A 22,175-nucleotide genomic window follows, 5' to 3' on the forward strand; every position below is an offset into this window, starting at 1 on the left:
TAGCGCCTTAAAACTTAATTACTCAGGATTTTAAAATGGCACGATTTTCATTTCGTGGCGTTGTGTATGTGCTCATCGTTATGCTCGGTTTACTGAGCGCTGCGCCCAACATATTGCCACAATCAGTTAAACAACAGTTACCCACGTGGTATACCACTAGCACACTTTCTTTAGGCTTAGATTTACAGGGCGGCTCGCATCTGCTCTTAGCCGCAGACACCAACGCGCTGTTTGCGAAGCAACTCAACAGTTTTTCCAGCGATGTACTTAGCGAATTACGTAGCCAAAACGTACGCTATACCAGAACACCTCACTCGCTTTCTTCTAAGGCGAGTAGTGAAGATAGTGCTGGACGCGTTGTATTTACCTTGCGCAGTGCAGATGATGCTAGAAAGGTCAAAGACATTGCCTATCAAATTTCCGCGCAACCGAACACAGCAAGTGCACTTGATGTTGCGATAAAGCAAAACACCGTCACCCTTACGCTTGATGAGTTGTACACCGAAGAGCTGGTTAAAGACACATTAAACCGAAGTGTAGAGGTAGTTCGAAAGCGTTTGAACGAAACAGGACTTACTGAGCCAAGTGTTACCTTACAGGGTAAAGACGCGATTTTAGTCCAGATGCCGGGCATGTCTGATCCTACCCAAGTTAAAAAACTATTGGGTACTACCGCACAAATGACCTTTCATTGGGCTGCAAACAGCCAGTCTGAGCAAGTAATGAATAAACAGGATGTCGCAGGCAATACCTATCAATTAGAGCAAAAGGTGGCGCTAGAGGGTGAGCATATCACTGATGCGGCAGGTGTCTTAAGTAGCGAAACCGGTCAGCCCGTAGTGACGTTTCGATTAGACAGTGCCGGTGCTAAGCAGTTTGCCACTATGACCCGTGACAATATTGGCCGTGTACTTGCTATCGTACTTGACGACAAAGTGGTGACCGCCCCGGTTATTAATAGCGTGATCCCAGGTGGCCGCGGTGAAATTACCGGTAATTTTACCTTGCCCGAGGCAGGTAATACCGCGCTAATGCTTCGCACTGGGGCGCTACCTGTGCCTCTTACCATTATAGAAGAACGTACGGTAGGACCTGATTTAGGCAGCGATGCTATTCAAACCGGTGTGCAAAGCGGCGTAGCTGGCGCTTTGTTAGTTTTAGCATTTATGGTGGCTATTTACGGCAGGTGGGGGGCTATTGCAAGCTTTGCTCTGTGTATCAACATGGTACTGGTGTTTGGCGCGTTAACCCTATTTGGCGCAACGCTGACGTTACCGGGCATTGCTGGTTTGATTCTGACTATGGGCATGGCGGTAGACGCGAATATCTTGATTAATGAACGTATTCGCGAAGAAAGTAAAAAAGGGCGTCCTGCAGCGCGTGCAATAGACGTGGGCTTTGATAAAGCATTCGCAACAATCGTCGATTCAAACTTCACTACGCTTATCGCAGTCAGCTTATTGTTTATGTTCGGTAGTGGGCCTATCAAAGGTTTTGCTATCACCATTGCCCTCGGTCTTGTGTCCTCTGTTTTTACTGCGGTTGCCTTAACTAAAGTGCTAATGCTAAAAGTGGTTAAGTCGAAGCACAGAAATACGCGAGACCGCACTCAGCAGCGCCTTTATTTGCGCTTCTCATCACCGCTACTGCGGTTGAGCGATAAGCTTAGCGGTATTGATTTTCTGGCTAAACGTAAAATCGCATTAGCTATTTCGGTAGTGCTAACAGTGCTCTCAATCGGATTATTTGCCAAACCAGGTTTACATTATGGCGTCGATTTTACCGGTGGCACCATGATTGAGCTGACTGCGCCAGCGCTCTCGACTGACGAGTTACGAAATGTCATTGAAAGTAATGGTTTTGATCAGGTAGCCATTCAAGAGTATGGCAATGAGCATCACTATTTGTTGCGAGCACCTGTTCTCGACAGCAATGGCGAGCTTGAAAATAGCAATGCAAAGCAGACTGACGCGCTGAAACGTGCGATTTCACAGGCTGACGACACGGTAAGCTTTGATAAAATTGATATGGTTGGTCCCAAAGTTAGCGGAGGTTTCGCGGAGCTATCTATTCTTGCGCTGCTTATCGCCGGTGGTGGCATGTTGGTGTACCTGTGGGCGCGTTTTGAAGCGCATTTCGCGACAGCAGCATTACTTACTGTGTTACTCGATTTAACCAAAACCGTAGGCTTTTTCGCGTTAACCGGTATCGAGTTTAACTTAACCGCTGTCGCGGCGTTATTAGCGCTTATTGGTTATTCGATAAACGATAAAGTGGTGGTGCTTGATCGCATCCGTGAACTATTACGTTTAGACCCAGCTAAACCTTTAGCGAACACTATCAATGAAGCGGTGAACAGCACATTAAGTCGAACGGTATTTACGTCCGTTACCACGCTATTAGCGCTGCTCCCAATGGCTATATTTGGTGGTGACGCAGTAGAAAGTTTTGCAGTGCCTATGGTCTTTGCTGTCGTAGTTGGCACGTCTTCAACTTTGTTTATTACCTCTACATTACTGTATCTATTGGGAAGTAGAAGAGAGAGGCAAGGAAAAGCACAGTTAAAGCCCACTGCAGAAGAAATTAAGGCGTCGTTGTCGCATATTCCTTAAGCGACACACGCTCTTTAATTCATCCCCGTACCGCGTTTTTGGTGCCTCAATACATTTGCGTAGAAACGCGGTAAGGTAACAGTATTAACAGGAACCTTTGATGTGTACCTACTTAGTTTGTGAGTATGTATATTGACATTAAAGGCAATAAGGAACGCATAATGTTTGCAGTTGATCACATTATTTTACTTAGTGCAGTGCTGGCCATTCTAGGCGTGCTGGCCAGTAAATTGTCTCCGCGCTTTGGTGTACCTGTTTTGGTGTTATTCCTTGGTGTAGGTATGCTGGCTGGTGAAGATGGGATTGGGCGTATCTTCTTTGATAATGCCGATGCTGCGCACGCTATAGGTACGTTCGCGCTTATTCTTATCCTTTTTGACGGCGGCCTGCAAACCTCAAAAAGATCGATTGTTCAGGCGTGGAAACCGGCTGCGCTACTGGCAACTTTTGGTGTTATCGGTACCGCTACATTAACCGGTCTGTCCGCTATGATTATACTCGATTTACCGTTATACAAAGGCTTGTTGCTGGGGGCTATTGTAGGCTCTACCGATGCCGCCGCCGTATTTTCAGTATTGCGAAATGCAGGTATTCGCATACCGACTAAAATAAAATCTACCTTAGAATTAGAAAGTGCCTCAAACGATCCCATGGCTATCTTTCTTACCATAGGTCTTATTACCCTCATTCAAGATAGCACCACCAACCCTCTGGATTTGGCCTCTTTATTTGCCAGTCAAATGGGGGTGGGTGCTTTCGTGGGTATTGCTATCGGCGGTATTGCCGTGTGGCTCTTTAGACGAGTTACACTCATGGCGATAGGGTTGTACCCGGTGTTTGTGATGCTGTTTGGTGTGTTGTCTTTTGGCCTAGCTGCAAACCTAAACGGAAGTGGCTTCCTCGCCACGTTCATTACGGGAGTTATTGTGGGCAACAGCCGCTTTGCCTATCAGCGCAATACCTTTGTGTTTCTCGACGGGCTGGCCTGGCTAGGCCAAATTGCTATGTTTGTTATCTTAGGTCTTCTGGTTACCCCAACAGAGCTGTTTGTTAGTTGGAAAGAAGGTTTATTGATTGCCTGTGTGCTGATATTTATAGCGCGCCCGCTGGTGGTAATGCCCATTTTGTTGCTTTCTAAGTTCTCGTTTAAAGCGTCTCTGCTTATTTCGTGGGTGGGGTTACGCGGCTCAGTGCCCATTATTTTGGCTATATTCCCGCTTATATTCGGCATGCCTTACGCCGAGCTTATATTCAACGTGGTATTTTTCATCGTGCTAATTTCGGCCTTGTTGCAAGGTTCTACGCTCCCTTATGCGGCGCGCAAGTTAGGCTTAGTGCTAGATGATAACGTTAAAGCGTCGAGTACCCTAGAAATTGTCAAAGTCGCCAAGAGCAAGCGGGAACTTATCGAAATTGAAGTATCAAAGCTTTCGCCAGCGCTTGATAAAACTATTAGTGAGTTAGCGTTACCCGATAATACGGTTGTGGCGATGATTGCCCGTGGAGAAGACACCCTTATCCCTAAAGGAAGCACGAAAATAGAGAGAGGCGATCAAATTTTTATCATCACAAAACTGCTCGATAAAAACGCCGTTGAGCAGTGCTTTTACAGCGAGTAGGAATAGGGTGCTATTGTAGTGCACTTCATGTAGAATGCGCCGCGGAGTTGGCCAGGCAATCGCCGCTTTCGTAAGAAAGGGGAGGAAAGTCCGGGCTCCAAAGGGCAGGGTGCCAGATAACGTCTGGGCGGCGTGAGCCGACGACAAGTGCAGCAGAGAGAAGACCGCCTAAGCATGTTTACATGCCGGTAAGGGTGAAAGGGTGCGGTAAGAGCGCACCGCACCTCTGGTAACAGAGTGTGGCAAGGTAAACTCCACCCGGAGCAAGACCAAATAGGATCCCTCAACGTGTGGCCCGCATGGGGATCGGGTAGGTTGCTTGAATCAGTGAGCGATTGCTGATCTAGAGGAATGGTTGCCCACGACAGAACCCGGCTTACGGCCAACTCCACTCTTTTCCAAGATAGCGTTTATTGACGCTTTTGTTATTTAGCTTTCAGGTGAGCGCTTTACCTGAAGGCGCATACCTCCAGGCAAAGCGTTTATTCATCCGTAACTAGAAGAAATAACGGAAGGTTGCGCCTACAGTGCGAGGCTGGTTAGTGGTAAAGCCAAGGCGTGCACGACCACCACGTTCTCTATCAAACGACAACAGTGCGTTCTCGTCGAACAGGTTGTTAGCGTAGACTAAGATTTCATAATCATCGTACGTTAAGCCAAAGCTCATATTCAGCGTGCCGTAGTCGTCTAACAACAAATCTAATTCCGTTGTTTCGGTACCTGTAGCTCCGCCAAAGGCAAGCCCTGATGTGAAAGTGCCCGCGCCCGCAACTTGGTCGCTTGGTTGGGTTATACGATCGCCCACATATTGATACGAACCTTGGAAATAGGTCGCATTTGATGAGAATAAAGGCTGCGCTAAATCGTAAGTAAACGCGATAGCAAAGCTTTCTTCAGGTACTGACGCTAAACGATTCCCTTTTTCTACACCACCAAGTACCGCACCGTCGCCATCAACCACCGTTGAGTCGAACTCAGCTTCGATGATGCTACCGGTTAACGAGAAGAATAGTTGGTCGGTAAACTGACGGGTAAGTTCAAATTCAATACCTTGGGTGTGGGCTTCAGGTACGTTAAACGAGACCCGTGAAGAACAAGATCCCGCATCTAACGTAACTTGAAGATCTTCGATATCGTTATAGAAAGCCGAGATATTAGCCGTCCATCCACGACCTGATGATTTCATACCAATCTCATAGTTAGTAAGCTTTTCATCGTCATAGTCTTGGAATGAACCAAAGATGGCTTCATCTTGGTCGGTACACAAGCTGCGGTTTAGCGGGTCATTAACGCCGCCAAGTCTAAAGCCCTGTGAAACCTGAGCATTAAAGTTTACGTTGTCGTTCAGACTGTACTGGCCAATTACGCGAGACGTAAAGCCGTCTGATTCTGTTGCGTCGGTTTGGTTATCGCCATTAGCAAACAAACCGCCAGAGATAAATTGTCGCTCTTCTTCGTAATCGTAAAAACGCGAGCCAACGGTCATTTTGAAGTCATCATTAACCTGATAATTTACTTCACCAAATACCGCCAGCTGTTTTAAGTCGTAAGGTAGGTAAGCGTTGTATGGCGAATTTGCTTCAAAGCCGTTTGCTACAGCCGCCGAAGTACCTTCGCCTAACGTTGCATCAGTGAACGCGTCGTACCCAGGGGTTGGAAGTGATTGATCGTACACGCGCTCGGTAGACGAGTAAAATGCACCAACAAGCCAGTCTAGCGCACCATCATCGTTAGACGCAGCGCGAAGCTCAAAGGTGTCCTGTTCTACTTCTGTTCTATCCAATAAGTTCGATGGCAATAATACCGCTTCATCTGGAAAGCCTAGGTCGATACTAACCGAGCCTGATAGGGCGCTGGCGTCGCGACTAACCAGGATATCGCGGTCGGTGTAGCTGTAAACAAAGGTGAAATCGGCAATATCAGCTTGATATTCAGCGGTTACGTCAGCAATAAAGGTGTCATCGGAGAAGCCTTCATCGAGCAATAAATACTGCTCACGCTCATCAAATTCGACAGCGGGTCGTGAGGTGGTATAAGGGTTACCAAATAGGTTATACACTTCTTGACGGTTAAATCCGTTCATTTCCAATTCTTGGAAAATAAGTCGTGGAGTAATGGTTAATTTATCATTTGGCGCTATCACGAAGGCAACGCGACCGCCGGTTCTATCGCCGTCATTAACGTCTTCTTTAAACGCGCCATTTTCGCCATAAGCATCAATAAAACCCGCGTAGTCTGTGCGATACACTACAGCGCGCATAGCGATGGTATCTGAGATGGGTAGGTTAACCATCCCTTTCACGTGTCCGCCTACGCCGCCATCGGTCACTGTATTTAAGTTTGCTTCAAATTTACCTTCAAAGGTGTCTAATTCAGGCTGGTTGGTAATGTATCGAAGGGTACCGCCAATAGAACCCGAGCCAAACAATGTGCCTTGTGGGCCGCGCAGCGTTTCAATACGGTTAAGATCAAAAAGATCGAGATCTGGGGTAAACAGAGATAGCGAGATCACGCTTTCATCTAGATACACGCCTACCTGTTCTTTAACGCCGGGCTGGTCGCGAACGATTTGCCCTGCCGATACACCACGCATAGACACTTGACTCTGACCCGGTCCAAGGTTTTGAATGGATACGCTTGCTACGTTTCTTGCTACATCTTCAAGATTTCCAGCACCACTGCGCTCGAAGTCACGCTGTGTTTGAGCGTTGATGGAAAACGGAATGTCTTCAATGGATTCTGCACGCTTCGTTGCTGTAACAATAATTTGCTCGAAGTCGTCATCGTCTGCTTGCTGTGTGTCCTGAGCTATTGCGCCAGAGCTAAGTAAACTCATTACCGCAATGCTTAACGTGCTTCGTCGAAACGACGAATTTTCTAGTTTAAACATAAGTCCATCCAGATTGGTTGTTTCTATTTTGTTATTAGGCAAGGGCGTAATGTGGCAAAAAAGCGGGGGATTTTCCATAGATACTAGAATAAATATTTCAACTTTAGTGGAATATCTTGAGGTGTATTTTAATTGTAATTGCAATGTTAATTTTGGTGTGGGTTGGGCACAGTAGTGAACTTGCGTCTAAAAGGTCAAAAAAAGCGTCTATCAAGCTAAATACAACGGAAACAATCCACGTATGATCATTTTTAAGTAAGTTGTCACGCTAAATAGACTTGGCGTAGCGATGAATAGAACTTTGCACTCGCTTGGCTATTACACAGTTAGTAAGCAGGGCTATAAAGCAAGTGGTATCTATCAGGAATATCTGTCAGGAGCATCAGAAGTGGAGAAAGTTTCAAGCGTGGACGACGGGTTAAAGGGCGTTATTGCTATCGTTATCGCCAGTTTTTTATGGGGGACAACCGGAACTGCGGCGCAATTCGCCCCCGAGATAAGCCCCCTCGCTATTGGTGCGTTTGCTATGGGAGTAGGGGGCATTTTGTTGTGTGTGAGTGCCCACAGGGCCTTGGTTCGCGATGCACATATTCTATTTTCTAGGCCTTGGGTGCTGTTGTTTGGAAGCGTATGCGTGGCTGTATATCCGCTTGCGTTTTATAGCGCGATGCGATTATCTGGCGTTGCTATAGGTACCGTAGTCTCAATTGCCAGTGCGCCGCTATTTGCTGCTGTTATGGAACGCGTTATTAGCAAAAAGCCGGTATCTTTTAAGTGGGTTGTTAGCTTCGTGATAGGCGCCATCGGTATTGCACTATTAGCGGCAGGGAAGTCTACTGAAACCCTCGGGCTGTTAGAAGCACAGCGTCATCAAACATTAGGCGTTGTATTAGGCCTAGTTGCAGGTTTAACCTATGCAGGCTACTCGTGGGCTGCTAAGCAGTTAATTGAGACAGGCGCAAATTCGACTTCCTCAATGGCCGGGCTTTTCGGGTGCGCTGCATTGGTATTATTACCGTCGCTTTATTTTACCGGCCAGAATGTGTTTGAAAGTACTATCAACACGAGCGTTTCGCTATATATGGCTGTGGTGCCTATGTTTTTAGGGTACCTTCTTTTCGGGTATGGTCTGCGTACCACACAAGCAAGTAAGGCCACCCTTATTACCCTCATTGAGCCTCTTGTTGCAACGCTATTTACCATATTTCTTATTGGCGAAGCGTTCAAGCCGGTAGGGTGGGTTGGCATGGGGCTAGTTTGCCTCTGTTTACTTATTCAAACCGTGAAACTTCCGGTCTTTTTACAACTTTCAAGTCGAAAGGCCATTACCTAAAGGTTTGTCATATTCTATTTTTAATCCCGCCCTATCCATAATAAGCGGCAGGTTTTCAACTAAAATGCCTGCTCGATTTTCGTTAATAGCATTTTCATAGGGGGTGGAGCTGCCAGAAGTACCTATATTATAACGCAGTACTTCTTCCGCTAAGGCGAAATTGCAATACATCATGGCAGCCACGAACAAGCGCAATGAACAAATCTGTTTGAGGGAAGTTGGCACACTTGCAAAGGCATTTAACGGCCTAAATTTATTACCACGGCACTAATGTACGGCGTTCGCTTCTTGGTCTTTCTCAATACTTGCCCAAAGTTCCACTTTGTCGGTAAGGTCTTCGGCGTCAAAAGGCTTACTTAAATAATCGTCCATCCCAGCGCTTACGCAGCGCTCTTTATCACCTTTCATGGCATTAGCCGTAAGGGCTATGATGGGGACATTCAAATATCGAGAGCCGGCTTCGCCATTTCTAATGCGCTTGGTGGCTTCAAACCCATCCATTTCGGGCATTTGGCAATCCATCAAGATAACGTCGAAGGTAACCTTCATTTTGTTCAAAGCTTGCAGGGCCTCAACACCCGACTTTGCACTTAACGTGGTGTGATTGCTAAGGTGCTGCTTTGCAATTACCTGGTTAATATCATTGTCTTCTACAATGAGCACTTTACGCTTCTTGCCTTTCACGGTTTTCGACGCGTTGTTGTAATGTATCGGTTTTATCAGGCTTTCATCGGCCTCTTCTAATTGAATAGTGAACGAGAAAGTGCTGCCGTTACCTTTAACACTTTCAAGTTTGATGTCGCCGCCCATAAGCCCGCACAGCTGTTTACTTATAGAAAGGCCAAGGCCGGTTCCACCAAACTTGCGAGTAGTAGAAAGGTCTTCTTGCGTAAATACATCGAAGATAGTGCTCTGCTTATCTTGCGCTATTCCGATACCTGTATCTTTTACGCTGCATAATAAACGAAGGGTATTGTCGGGGTTTTTCTCGATACAGGTAGTTACTTCAATGTAGCCTGTATCGGTGAATTTGACGGCGTTACCTAATAAGTTTGAAAGAATTTGTCTAAATCGAACATCATCACCTTGAACGACATGGTAGCCTTGTAAGTCAAAGTGGAAGTGTAGTTCTAGCCCTTTTTCTTGGCAGAGTATGGCGTACTGGCTTTGTAAATTTTCCAGAGACTCCAAGATATCAAACGGGCTCTCTTCTATTTGAAGCTGACCGGCTTCAATTTTAGAGAAGTCCAAAATATCGTTTACGATGTGCAACAATCCCTGAATACTAAATTTAGCCAAAGACAAGTAATGTTTTTGTTCCCCGGTAAGTTCTGAGCCCCCTAACAGTTGTAGTACGCCAGAAATGCCGTGGATAGGTGTACGGATTTCATGGCTCATACTTGCCAAAAAGCTAGACTTGAGGCGCGCAGACTCTTCCGCTTTCTCTCTTGCTTCCTGAAGGTATTGTTCGGTTTGACGCTGCTGGGTTACATCTTGCTGAAACCCGATGTAGTGAGTTATTTCACCGTTAGTTTTAACGGGAGTCAGGTTTAGGCGATTAAAGAACTTGGTGCCGTCTTTTTTATAGTTCAATAACGTGGTTTCTATGGGCTCTCGGGTAGCGATAGCTTTGCGAATGCAGTCAATGGTCTTTTCTTTGGTTTCCTCTCCCTGCATAGAACGGCAATTATGCCCGATGATTTCTTCGCGGGTATAGCCAGTTAGCTCTTCAAATGCACTATTTGCATAGATAATAGGCTGACCAACGCGTTTGATATCAGAAATGATAATGGATACGGTGGCTTCATCCATCGCGTGGGTAAGCACTTTTACGTGGCTTTCTAACGAACGCTGCTCGGTTTCATCACTACCTACAAAAATATCGCCGCGAATGTTGCCATTCGCATCAGCAAGAGAGGTTTTTGTCCAACGAACAAACCGCTCTTGTCCTGTGCTAACCGAAAAGTGTTTTAGTTCATTGCTTTGAGTCGCCCCCAACTTTTGCATGATAAATTTAAGGATACCTTGCTTTTCGCCATATTGGTCATCGCAAAAATCATCAAACCGTTTGTTCGAAAGCAAGACTTCTTGATTTTGATCGACAACAACTAACATGTCGCCCATTGACTCAAGAACGTTAGAAAATTGTTCATTTGAAAGAGAGACTTCGGTGAGGTCCCAAATTAGCTTGTCAAACGCTTTACGAATGTCGGATAGCTCTTGCGCTTCAAGCTGTTGGTCATCGCGCAAAGGTGCATTGCTATTGCTGTTAAGGCTGTTTTTGATATCTTCGTAAAGCTTAGAGAGCGTCCGTTCTGCTAATGTACCTGTCATGCTAACCATGTGCAGAATAATAAATATGAAGCCTGCAATCATGGCTAACAAAACAATGCCAGTCCACGCCATTTCCCGGTACGCTGTTATTGTGGGCTTAACGCTGTATAGCGTTAGATTTTTCCAGTTTGCCTGCGTTATAGCGTACCCGCTATTGTTGAAATTAGAAAAATTTGAGCCGGGTGCAATGAGGGCTGGTTCGCTGCTAAACAGCACATGGCCAGTTGAATCTGTGACAAGCTGATTTGTTAAACGAGGGTAAGGCGCTAATAATGATTGTAAGCTATCAACGTACATGACCAGTGCACCTTCGGCAACCCCTTTGAGTAGCACTGGAACACTAATAAGTACACCATACTGTGATACAGAAGAGAACGTATTCGATGAGCCTAACGTCTGTTGTCGCCATGCACTGCTTAACGATTCAGGAATAGTTGCATTCCAGTTTTTATCGATGACTCGGTTTCCCGCAAAATCAAATAGTGCAAACTCTACGCTTTTCGCCTGCGTTAAATTTAACGAGCGAAAGAACATTGGCAGATAACTATCACGGCGCTCTATATCGACAAGCGCGTTGATAATGATGTCGTTTGCAGCAAGGTCAGCAAGTTGTCGAGTGGTATCACTAACAATGTAGTTAATGTCCTGCTCTAATCCACTTATCGACTGACGCTGAAGTTCATCTGTTTGCTTAATGATAAAGTGAAAAGAAAGCCCAAATAGCATTATAGACAGCACTGCTATTAACAATGCTAGTCGAGGTATCATGCTTGAAAGTAGTAAAGAGCGTAACCTTGTTGGCTTGTGTTGCATTATTTTTGGCCTATTGTTACCAAGTGGCCTTTATCATTATACTTCGTCATAAAATAATCCTTTGACCAAAGTGCATCATGCCTTTCTTTTGTAAATGGGGCGTCATAGTGCTTAACGGCGCCTGAAACGTCCTGCAAAGATTCAAGGGCACTGCGCAATTTATCAATTTCTATACTACCAGCTTTATCGGCAGCCGCAGCGATCAAATGAATTAAATCATAAGCATGAGCTAGCCCTGTAACACCGCCAATAGCCTGACTATCTACCAAGCCATATTTATTGTGGTAGGCTTCTAACAGTTGTTTCGATTGGCTATTTTTTTGATGGCTGAAGTGAAAAGTTTGGAGCACAGAGATATCATACATGCCTATCGGGTTAGCTAGCGCTGACGCAAATTGTCCAGAGGCGATACCCCAATGTGAAATTATGGGGAGTTTGGTTAACTCTTGCTTTGCTATTTCATCCAGAGCTACAACCCCTTCAGGAACATTCGTCACTAAAATTATGCCCTCAGCCTTGTTGTTTCTAATGGCAGAAATATCTTCAGAAAAATCCTTTTGTTGCCAGTTAATCCAGTGGGTTGACGTGAACGCAATGCCTTTTTCACTTGCGGCTTTGGTGAGCGACGCGAGATTAGAACGACCCCAGCCAGTGCGCTCTAAGACAAGGGCTACGTTAGAGAGGCCAATGTTTTTAACATAGTCAATGAGCACCCTTGCGGCTTCTGCATCGCGAACCGATACGCGAAATACATTGTTGGGTGTTTTATCATTATCGACAATAGGTGTGCCCGCCGCCCATGGTACTAGCATTAATATGTTTTTTTCGTGTATGACTTCTATTTCAGCAAGAACAACAGGTGTGTGAACACCCCCTACCACGGCAAGTAAGTGTGGCATTTCAGAAAACTGGTTAATATTAAATACACCACGCGCAGGGTTACCTCGGTGATCTTTAGAAATTACCTTTAGTTTACGACCAAGAATTCCACCTGCTGCATTAATTTCATCAACGGCTAATTCAACGCCTCGTGATATAGCTACGCCCCCTTCAATGGCTACGGCAGACAAGTCCGCATCAATGCCTATAATCAAAGGCTCGGTGGTGCTATTGGCTCGAGGCGTTATGAAAAACAACAGAGCGCTTATGACGACTGATATGAGAAGCTTTACACGCATGAATAAGATACCTAAGAGTTCACTATAAAAGTGTATAGCAATGCGTGAACATTTTTCTCTTTAACGCATTATTCTTTAGTATAACTTAGGGGAGGTTATCTACAGTTTTAAATAGTGCGCATTCAGTATTACGCTCAGTGACAGGAAGCAATGTGGCATGATTCTACTATTAGTCGTACAGGAATAATGTTGGCTGTATGTTTAGTGTACTGGTGTTGGTAGGCGTTCAGCAGTTTCAATACCCTAAAGTGTTTAAGGCCAACGTACTGAATATTGTTTGCCTGTGTTGCAAGCAGTGATAAATAGCGGTTTGGAGTATGAGTGCGAAATATAAGCCTGCCTACAATAATAGATGTTGAAGCAAGTGGATTTGGGGCAGCGAGTTACCCTATTGAAATAGGCATCGTGCGCTATGATGGTGCAAAGTGGTGTAAATTGCTAAGGCCCTATGCTTCTTGGGTCCATTGGGACAAAAGCGCTGAATCGCTCCACGGTATTTCGCAACAGATGCTGGAATCGAGAGGCGAGGAGCCTTATACCGTGTGTATGGAGCTAAATAATTTCTTAGGTAATACCATTGCTTACAGCGATGGGTGGGTAGTAGATAACCCGTGGCTCATTAAGCTATATGCTGCTGCTCAAGTAGAAATGTCTTTCACATGTCGAGCGTTAGAGTATATTTTGACTGAAGCGCAAATGGATAAGTGGCATGAAGTAAAGGATCGCCTGAGCGCAAACGTTGACGTTAAACGCCACAGAGCCAGCTCAGATGCAATGATTATTCAGCAAACCTACGCGAAAACCCTTGAACTCACTAAAACCTAGGTTTTGCTTTTAAGCGAGCAGCTGTCACAAGTTACTTTTTAAAACAGGTAGTTTACGCCAAGCGATAACGCCATGTTTTCTTCTTCCCCAACCATCCTATGTTCAATTTCAACAGCCATGTTTAAACCCTCACGTCCACCAAGTAACCAACCTAAGCGGGTAAAGGTTCCCTCGTCGTGTGGCAAGTATAGCCACTCTGCATAATGTTGAAACGCCGTATTATTGGTTTTGTACGTCGCATAAACCTTTTGCGGAACCCAAGTATCAAAACGCCGACTGGCACTTATCATCCCTTGTGAACCTGCAGGGTAAGCAAAACTGCTGTCGTAATGATGGGTTTCGGTAATTGACTGTACGCGATACATGCTATTTAGCTGCCATCGAGCCAGTTTTTTGCTTTTAAATTGAATAGGGCTGAAATGCGTGTCATTTGTCCCTGCAAAAGCCTGTGTTGTCATCATGGCTGCAGTAATACAGAGAGCGAGAAAAATACTGGTAACTACATTCATGGATGAGCCCAAGTGTTGCCACTGCTTGTATAGCGTTTAGATTACAAGGGGTGAGTAGCAAATAACGAAGCGAACATTATTTAATCATAGCGTTAAATAATAAATGTTGAAAATAGAATCGTTAACTTTTTCTTCTCGCACGCTAGCATTAGATCGAAGAAAAACAAAAACGCCGCTCGGTACGACGATAATGAAAACGTCAACCGAGCGGCGTCTTGCACTATGTGCTTATTGCCTACTGAATTAAAGTGAGGCTTTTAGCGCTTGCGCTTTGTCTGTTGCTTCCCATGGGAACTCGTCACGACCAAAGTGACCATATGCGGCCGTTGGGCGATAAATAGGACGCTCAAGGTCAAGCATTTGAATAAGGCCGTAAGGGCGTAGGTCGAAGTGTTCACGCACAAGCGCTACTAACGTTTTCTCATCAACAACGCCCGTTCCAAAGGTATCAATGCTAATAGACGTAGGCTCTGCAACACCAATAGCGTAAGACACTTGAATTTCACAACGCTTTGCAAGACCTGCCGCAACAATGTTCTTAGCAACATAACGGCCTGCGTAGGCTGCGCTGCGGTCTACCTTAGATGGATCTTTTCCAGAGAACGCACCGCCGCCGTGACGAGCCATACCACCATAAGTGTCTACAATGATTTTACGACCTGTTAGGCCGCAGTCGCCCATTGGACCACCAATAACAAATCGGCCCGTGGGGTTGATGTGAAAACGTGTGTTGCCATCAATCCATTCACTTGGTAGCACTGGCTTGATGATTTCTTCCATTACCGCTTCGCGAACCGTTTCAGTGCTTACTGAATCACAGTGCTGCGTTGAAAGTACAACAGCGTCAATACCCACAGGCTTGTCGTTTTCGTACTTGAAGGTAATTTGGCTTTTTGCGTCCGGGCGTAACCAGTCTAGCTTACCAGACTTGCGTACTTCGGCTTGCTTTTGCACAAGACGGTGAGAGTACGTAATAGGTGCCGGCATCAAAACGTCTGTTTCATCGCTGGCGTAACCAAACATTAAGCCTTGGTCACCTGCACCTTGCTCTTCAAGGCTTGCTCTATCAACACCTTGATTGATGTCAGGAGACTGTTTACCAATGGCATTTAATACCGCACATGAGTCAGCATCAAAGCCCATATCTGAATGGGTATAGCCGATTTCTTTTACGGTGTTGCGGGTAAGCTCTTCAATGTCTACCCACGCTGAAGTGGTTACTTCACCACCTACTAAAACCATACCGGTTTTTACATACGTTTCGCAGGCCACCCGAGCGCGAGGATCTTGTTCTAATATAGCGTCAAGAACCGCATCTGAGATCTGATCAGCAATTTTGTCCGGATGTCCTTCAGACACTGACTCGGATGTGAATAAATGCGTGGCCATAAATGCTCCGTAAGCGTTAAATTATCAAAATAGTCGTATATTGTACTAAAACAAGTTATAAATACCAGTCTTTACTTCTAGACGTCTAAAAGTCTCTTTGTTACGAAATGTTGACATGACCCGATCAGTATTAGGGTTATTTCTATACAATAAAAAGACTTAGGCAAAGATAAGAGGGTTTTCATTACCGAGCTAATACGCATTGGTGAGCGTATAGACCATTTTTTACTATTACTTTCACTATTGGCAATGAAAACCCATTGAACTGTTAGGTGGCATAGGTAAGAATAATGCCACATTCATTCGTATAAAGAAGTGGAGCGAACGCCTTACCTCTACGCTCGTCTAGCTTGCCTAGCCCGCTAAGATACGAAACAAAAGATACAAAATAAATCAGGAGACAACATGCCCTCTCGTCGTGAACTCGCCAATGCTATCCGTGCACTAAGCATGGATGCTGTTCAACAAGCTAAATCAGGTCACCCAGGCGCCCCAATGGGGATGGCTGACATCGCGCAGGTACTATGGGGTGATTTCTTATCACACAATCCTGCTAACCCGTCTTGGGCTAACCGCGATCGCTTTGTGCTTTCAAATGGTCACGGCTCGATGCTGTTGTATTCTTTGCTTCACCTTTCAGGCTACGAACTGCCTATTGAAGAGTTAAAGAACTTCCGTCAGCTTCACTCTAAAACCCCAGGCCACCCAGAGTATGGCTATGCGCCAGGTGTTGAAACTACTACTGGCCCGCTAGGTCAGGGTATTAGCAATGCAGTGGGTATGGCGCTTGCTGAAAAAGTGCTAGCAGCACAATTCAACAAAGACGGTCACACTATTGTTGATCATCACACCTATGCATTCTTAGGCGACGGCTGCTTGATGGAAGGTATCTCACACGAGACGTGTTCACTAGCCGGTACGCTTGGTCTTGGTAAGCTCATCGCATTTTGGGACGACAACGGCATTTCAATTGACGGTGAAGTAGAAGGTTGGTTCACCGACGACACACCAGCGCGCTTCAAGAGTTACGGCTGGGAAGTGATTGAAGGTGTTGACGGTCACGATGCTGAGCAAGTGAAAGCCGCAATCGAAAAAGCGCAAGCGAATACAACGCAACCAACGCTAATTTGCTGTAAAACCACCATTGGATTTGGTTCGCCTAATAAAGAAGGTACTGAGTCTTGCCACGGTGCACCGCTTGGCGATGATGAAATTGTTGCTACGCGTGAGAAGCTTGGTTGGAGCCACGGCGCATTTGAAATTCCAGACGATATCTACGCGGGCTGGGATGGTAAAGACAAAGGCTCAAAAACGGAAAGCGCGTGGAATGACGCTTTCGCAGCATACGAAGCCGCCTACCCAGAGCTTGCAGCAGAATTCAAACGCCGTGTAAATGGCGAGTTGCCAGCAGATTTCAGCGACAAAGCAGACGCTATCATCGCTGAACTTCAAGCTAACCCACAAAATATCGCGTCACGTAAAGCGTCGCAAAATGCATTAAACGCGTTTGGTCCGTTACTTCCTGAGCTTTTAGGCGGCTCTGCCGACCTTGCTGGTTCTAACCTGACTATTTGGGAAGGTAGCAAAGGCGTTGAAGCAAACGATGCATCAGGTAACTACATTTATTACGGTGTACGTGAGTTTGGTATGTCGGCCATGATGAATGGTATTGCCCTTCACGGTGGCTTTAAGGCATACGGTGCAACCTTCCTAATGTTTATGGAATATGCACGCAACGCGGTACGTATGGCAGCGCTAATGAAGCAGCCTGCAATTTTCGTTTACACCCACGATTCAATTGGTCTAGGTGAAGACGGCCCAACTCACCAGCCGGTGGAGCAGGTGGTTGCGCTACGTGCAACGCCTAACCTTGATAACTGGCGCCCTTGTGATCAGGTTGAGTCTGCTGTGTCGTGGAAGTCTGCCATTGAGCGCACTGACGGCCCAACAACACTAATCTTCACACGTCAAGGCTTAGCGCAGCAAGAAAGAACGGCTCAACAAGTGGCTGATATCGCGAAAGGCGGTTACGTACTTAAAGACTGTGAAGGTACGCCTGAGCTTATTCTTATTGGTACCGGTTCTGAAGTGCAGCTAGCTGTTGAAGCGGCAGAAAAACTTACCGAGCAAGGTAAAGCGGTTCGCGTAGTATCTATGCCATCTACTGATGTTTTTGATCGTCAGTCTGCTGACTACCGAGAAAGCGTACTGCCGTCTAGTGTTGTTAAACGCGTAGCGGTTGAGGCCTTGTCAAAATACAGCTGGTACAAGTACGTTGGCTTTAACGGCGCTATCGTAGGTATGGATACCTTTGGTGAGTCTGCACCTGCAGGCGACCTATTTAAGCACTTCAACATTACCACTGACGCTGTAGTAGAGGCTGCACTGTCTCTGTAAGAGGTAATAGATAAGCCTATGGTAAATATTGCCATAAATGGGTTTGGTCGTATTGGTCGTAACGTATTGCGCGCGCTTTATGAAAGTGGGCGCAATAACGAATTCAACGTGGTGGCCATTAACGACATTGCTAAACCCGAAGGCATTGCACATTTACTTAAATACGACACCGCCCACGGGCGGTTCCGTTTTGATGTGGCCTTAGAAAACAATACGCTAAATGTAGCGGGTGATGATATTGCTTTGCTTGCAATAAGTGATATTAAAGAGCTTCCGTGGAGAGACTTAGGCGTTGATATTGTGCTTGAGTGTACGGGAAAGTTTGATGACAGAGCGTCGGGGCAAGCGCATTTAGATGCAGGCGCTGGCAAAGTACTTTTCTCTTCACCCGGTTCACCAGATTTAGACAATACGGTCATTTTTGGGACCAACGAAGACACGTTGACCAGTGAACAAAAATTAGTCTCTAACGGTTCGTGCACCACAAACTGCATTGTTCCTGTCATTCAAGCGCTAGATGCGGCATTCGGTGTTGAAAGTGGTACGATAACAACCATTCACGCGTCTATGCACGACCAGCAGGTTATCGATGCTTATCACGAAGATTTGCGCAGAACCCGTGCGGCCAGTCAGTCAATTATACCTGTTGATACACGTCTTGCTGCGGGTATAGAGCGCATTCTGCCTAAGTTTGCGGGTAAGTTTGAAGCCATTGCCGTTCGCGTGCCTACTATCAATGTTACTGCCATGGACTTAAGCGTTACCCTTCAATCTAAGGTAACCATTGAGCAAGTTAACCAAGCCCTTCGCAGTGCAAAAGCAGGGCGATTACAAGGCATACTCGATTACACCGAAGAGCCTTTGGTGTCGGTAGATTTCAATCACGACCCCCACTCGTGTATTGTAGATGGTACACAGACAAGAGTCAGTCATAAGCAACTAGTAAAAACGCTGGTGTGGTGTGACAACGAATGGGGTTTTGCAAACCGTATGCTCGACACAGCAAAAGTGATGTTCGACGCAAAATAACGCATTGATGCTGCCAGGGCTGGTAGCACAGCCCGCGCAGCTTTCACAGTTAATTTGAGCGTGATTTTAAACGCACGCTCTACTGAATTTAAATTAACATAGGAAAGACAATGGCAATTCCAAGCATGAGCGACATGGCCTTAAACGGTCAGCGCGTACTAATTAGACAAGACCTAAATGTGCCGGTAAAAGACGGCAAAGTTACCTCTGATGCCCGTATCAAAGCATCTATTCCTACGATTAAAGCAGCCCTAGACGCAGGTGCGGCCGTTATGGTGATGTCTCATCTTGGCCGTCCTACAGAAGGCGAGCCTGCAGACGAATTCTCTCTTCAACCTGTTGTTGATTATCTTAATGACGCCCTAGACGTGCCTGTGAAGCTAGTTAAAGACTACCTAGACGGTGTTGAGCTTGCTGACGGCGAATTGGTTATCCTTGAGAACGTCCGTTTTAATAACGGCGAAAAGAAAGACGACGAAGCGTTATCTAAACAATACGCAGCACTTTGCGATATTTTTGTGATGGATGCATTTGGCACGGCGCACCGCGCACAAGCGTCTACCCATGGCGTTGCTAAATTCGCGCCAAAAGCCTGTGCTGGCCCATTACTTGCTGCAGAATTAGATGCACTGGGTAAGGCGCTAGATAATCCGAAGCGCCCAATGGTTGCCATTGTGGGTGGTTCTAAAGTATCGACTAAGCTTACCGTGCTTAAAACGCTAGCTGAAAAAGTAGATCAGCTTATTGTTGGTGGCGGTATTGCCAATACCTTTATTGCAGCGCAAGGGCACAATGTAGGTAAGTCGCTGGTTGAAATGGACCTTACCGAGCAAGCCACGCAGCTTATGAATGAAGCGCAGGCTAATGGCGGTAATATCCCAGTGCCAACAGACGTAGTAGTAGGCAAGGCGTTTGATGAGAACACTGAAGCTACGCTTAAAGTAGTCAGTGATGTTGCTGATGACGATATGATTTTTGACATTGGCCCGGATTCGTCAAAAGCCCTTGAAGATATTATTAAAAATGCCGGTACCATAGTATGGAATGGCCCTGTAGGCGTATTTGAATTTGAACAGTTCAGTGCTGGAACAAAAGCGCTGTCTGAAGCGATTGCCGCAAGCGACGCATTCTCAATCGCAGGTGGTGGTGATACACTAGCCGCAGTTGATAAATACGGAATTGCCGATAAGGTTTCTTATATTTCAACAGGTGGTGGCGCGTTCCTAGAGTTTTTGGAAGGCAAAACGCTACCAGCGGTAGCAGTACTAGAAGAAAAAAATAAATAAGCCTGAGCACTGCACACAAACGCAGTGCCTGATAGCTCAATATAGCTAAGGCCTAGTACAAACGTTACCCCATAGGTGTCACGCTCAGTAACAGCATTTTTGAGCGTGACCTATTAATCGGAAACGATTACCCCTGCGAAACAGTGAAGTACGCAGGCATAAATACCAATTTTATTACAGATGTGTTTACTTTAGGTACCGGCACGCCGTGTCTGAGACAAACAGATCTTTAATAGAATTGGTATAACAATAAACCCTACACCTGCCTATAAAGGCAGTATAATACAAAAGGAGTGTTGCAATGGCATCACAAGCTCAGCAGGCAATGCTGGATAAACTGAAGACGCAAACCGGTTTTATTGCAGCGTTAGATCAAAGCGGCGGTAGTACCCCTAAAGCGTTACGCTTATATGGCATCGAAGAGTCTGAATACAGCTCAGACGAAGAGATGTTTAACCTTGTTCACGAAATGCGTACGCGCATTATCACCAGCACCCCTTTTAGCGGCGAGCGCGTTCTTGGCGCAATCTTGTTTGAAAACACCCTTGATAGAGAAATAGAAGGCATGTCTTCTGCACACTTTTTGTGGCAGAAAAAGCGTGTTATTCCTTTTTTGAAAGTGGATAAAGGGTTAGCTGAAGAAAGCAATGGTGTTCAAGTGATGAAGCCTATGCCAGGGCTTGATGCACTATTAGCAAAAGCCGTAGCGCAAGACGTGTTTGGCACTAAAATGCGCAGTGTTGTTAAGCTTGCTAATCACCAAGGCATTAAAGATGTTGTTGCTCAGCAATTTGAAGTAGGTAAGCAAATTCTAGGGGCTGGCCTTGTTCCTATTATCGAGCCAGAAGTAGATATTCACAGCCCGCAAAAAGCAGAAGCAGAAGCACTACTTAAGCTAGAAATTTTAACCCAGCTTAACCTTCTAAATGAAGGTCAGGAAGTGATGCTCAAGCTAACGCTACCAACTGAAGCTAACTTTTATAAAGAACTTGTTGATCACCCTCGCGTACTTAAAGTGGTTGCGCTTTCTGGCGGTTACAGCCGTGACGACGCTAATGCTAAGCTTGCTGAAAACCAAGGTATGATCGCGAGTTTCTCTCGCGCTTTAACCGAAGGCGTATCTGCACAGCAATCTCAAGAAGAGTTTGAAGCAACACTAGATAAAGCGATTGAAGGTATTTACCAAGCTTCTAAGGCGTAATCATAAGCTCTGGCTATCTTCATTGACACCTTATAAGAGCGCCGTTGGCGCTCTTTTTATTTAGTCACTTTTCGCTGTTTTCTTAACGAGTAAAGTTGAAACGGCTAAAAAAGCGTTCAGCTTCTTCACTATCAAAGTTGTAGCCCATATTTGTCATCGCTTGTAAGGCATTTTCTACAGTATCGTAGAAGCCATAAAGAACCTCGGCAGTGTCGTAGCACTGAGAAATTTGATGCTTTGTTGTAAGCATAATATCGGTATCTAATATCACCACGGCAAGAAATGAGAGGCCGCGGGTTTTTCGCACTCGAGTATGCTTTACAAATATATCAAATGTTGAAGGGGGCATGAGGCTCTCACCGTAAAGACAGCTTACTTGTGCCCACTCGGTGCCTTGTTCAAATTTAGAAATGTCGGAAGACAGTTTAACCACGCCATTTCGCATGGTTTCATCATTCCACGGGCCCCTTGCTGATAAAAGCAGCAGTTGACCGCTTACGCTACATTCAAATTCGCCGTGCGGATTATTCATGGGGAATACCTTCAAGTCTTACTTAAAACTTAACACCTAACTGTCAGCACGCAACTAACCATTCGGCTAAATTCAAAGGCAGGCTTATGCGCTTAATCTCCTAGATGATGTCGCTCAACGTTTAATCTTTATTGCCTGAATTAATTCAGTAGTATGGGAAAGTTAAATGCATCACGGCAAAGTGATCACCCCATAAAAATGATCGGATAAAAACAAATAATTAAGGTG

Annotated in this window: 14 protein-coding genes and 1 other RNA gene; 9 read left to right on the top strand and 6 right to left on the bottom strand. The window is 45.6% G+C overall.

Annotated elements, in window-relative coordinates; translation table 11 throughout:
* Nucleotides 1-35: 35 nt before the first annotated feature.
* From secD to rnpB, 3 genes are all read left to right on the top strand, one after another.
* Nucleotides 36-2,612, top strand: coding sequence for a protein translocase subunit SecD (gene secD / locus MADE_RS04230; protein ID WP_012517361.1), 2,577 nt, complete (start codon nucleotides 36-38; stop codon nucleotides 2,610-2,612).
* Nucleotides 2,613-2,773: 161 nt separating this feature from the next.
* Nucleotides 2,774-4,231, top strand: coding sequence for a potassium/proton antiporter (locus tag MADE_RS04235; protein ID WP_012517362.1), 1,458 nt, complete (start codon nucleotides 2,774-2,776; stop codon nucleotides 4,229-4,231).
* A 43-nt stretch (nucleotides 4,232-4,274) separates the two neighbouring features.
* Nucleotides 4,275-4,625, top strand: an RNA gene (rnpB, locus tag MADE_RS20070) — RNase P RNA component class A.
* Nucleotides 4,626-4,727: 102 nt separating this feature from the next.
* Here rnpB and MADE_RS04240 read toward each other — a convergent pair.
* Nucleotides 4,728-7,121: a TonB-dependent receptor gene (locus MADE_RS04240; RefSeq protein WP_012517363.1), complete on the bottom strand. Its 2,394-nt coding sequence runs from the start codon at nucleotides 7,119-7,121 to the stop codon at nucleotides 4,728-4,730.
* Between the two features lie 388 nt (nucleotides 7,122-7,509).
* Here MADE_RS04240 and MADE_RS04245 point away from each other — a divergent pair, with 388 nt between their 5' ends.
* Entirely contained in the window at nucleotides 7,510-8,454 is a 945-nt protein-coding gene (locus MADE_RS04245; RefSeq protein WP_041912824.1) for a DMT family transporter, read from the top strand.
* A gap of 267 nt (nucleotides 8,455-8,721) precedes the next feature.
* Here MADE_RS04245 and MADE_RS04255 read toward each other — a convergent pair whose 3' ends face one another.
* A complete protein-coding gene (locus MADE_RS04255) occupies nucleotides 8,722-11,514 on the bottom strand; it encodes an ATP-binding protein (protein ID WP_232363098.1) in 2,793 nt (930 codons plus the stop codon).
* An 86-nt stretch (nucleotides 11,515-11,600) separates the two neighbouring features.
* Nucleotides 11,601-12,779: an ABC transporter substrate-binding protein gene (locus MADE_RS04260; RefSeq protein ID WP_012517367.1), complete on the bottom strand. Its 1,179-nt coding sequence runs from the start codon at nucleotides 12,777-12,779 to the stop codon at nucleotides 11,601-11,603.
* Nucleotides 12,780-13,100: 321 nt separating this feature from the next.
* Here MADE_RS04260 and MADE_RS04265 point away from each other — a divergent pair, with 321 nt between their 5' ends.
* A complete protein-coding gene (locus MADE_RS04265) occupies nucleotides 13,101-13,604 on the top strand; it encodes an exonuclease domain-containing protein (RefSeq protein ID WP_012517368.1) in 504 nt (167 codons plus the stop codon).
* Nucleotides 13,605-13,642: 38 nt separating this feature from the next.
* On the opposite strand, the gene MADE_RS04270 is transcribed toward MADE_RS04265, so the two are convergent.
* Together MADE_RS04270 and metK are read right to left on the bottom strand one after the other, a co-directional pair.
* Nucleotides 13,643-14,113 (bottom strand): hypothetical protein, encoded by a 471-nt coding sequence (locus MADE_RS04270; protein ID WP_012517369.1) that lies wholly within the window; start codon nucleotides 14,111-14,113, stop codon nucleotides 13,643-13,645.
* A gap of 243 nt (nucleotides 14,114-14,356) precedes the next feature.
* Nucleotides 14,357-15,502, bottom strand: coding sequence for a methionine adenosyltransferase (gene metK / locus MADE_RS04275; RefSeq protein ID WP_012517370.1), 1,146 nt, complete (start codon nucleotides 15,500-15,502; stop codon nucleotides 14,357-14,359).
* 405 nt (nucleotides 15,503-15,907) lie between these two features.
* Here metK and tkt point away from each other — a divergent pair, with 405 nt between their 5' ends.
* The 4 genes from tkt (at nucleotide 15,908) to MADE_RS04295 (ending at nucleotide 21,415) form a co-directional block, all read left to right on the top strand.
* Nucleotides 15,908-17,899, top strand: coding sequence for a transketolase (tkt, locus tag MADE_RS04280; protein WP_012517371.1), 1,992 nt, complete (start codon nucleotides 15,908-15,910; stop codon nucleotides 17,897-17,899).
* A gap of 18 nt (nucleotides 17,900-17,917) precedes the next feature.
* On the top strand, nucleotides 17,918-18,928 hold the full coding sequence (gene epd / locus MADE_RS04285; protein ID WP_012517372.1) for an erythrose-4-phosphate dehydrogenase: 1,011 nt from the start codon (nucleotides 17,918-17,920) through the stop codon (nucleotides 18,926-18,928).
* A 110-nt stretch (nucleotides 18,929-19,038) separates the two neighbouring features.
* Nucleotides 19,039-20,214: a phosphoglycerate kinase gene (locus MADE_RS04290; protein WP_012517373.1), complete on the top strand. Its 1,176-nt coding sequence runs from the start codon at nucleotides 19,039-19,041 to the stop codon at nucleotides 20,212-20,214.
* A gap of 301 nt (nucleotides 20,215-20,515) precedes the next feature.
* On the top strand, nucleotides 20,516-21,415 hold the full coding sequence (locus tag MADE_RS04295) for a fructose bisphosphate aldolase (RefSeq protein ID WP_012517374.1): 900 nt from the start codon (nucleotides 20,516-20,518) through the stop codon (nucleotides 21,413-21,415).
* An 82-nt stretch (nucleotides 21,416-21,497) separates the two neighbouring features.
* On the opposite strand, the gene MADE_RS04300 is transcribed toward MADE_RS04295, so the two are convergent.
* Nucleotides 21,498-21,947 carry a hypothetical protein gene (locus MADE_RS04300; RefSeq protein WP_012517375.1) on the bottom strand — a complete coding sequence of 150 codons (450 nt, stop codon included), beginning with the start codon at nucleotides 21,945-21,947 and terminating at the stop codon, nucleotides 21,498-21,500.
* Between the last annotated feature and the right edge of the window lie 228 nt (nucleotides 21,948-22,175).

Origin of the sequence: Alteromonas mediterranea DE (assembly GCF_000020585.3) — a bacterium.
GTDB lineage: Bacteria > Pseudomonadota > Gammaproteobacteria > Enterobacterales > Alteromonadaceae > Alteromonas > Alteromonas mediterranea.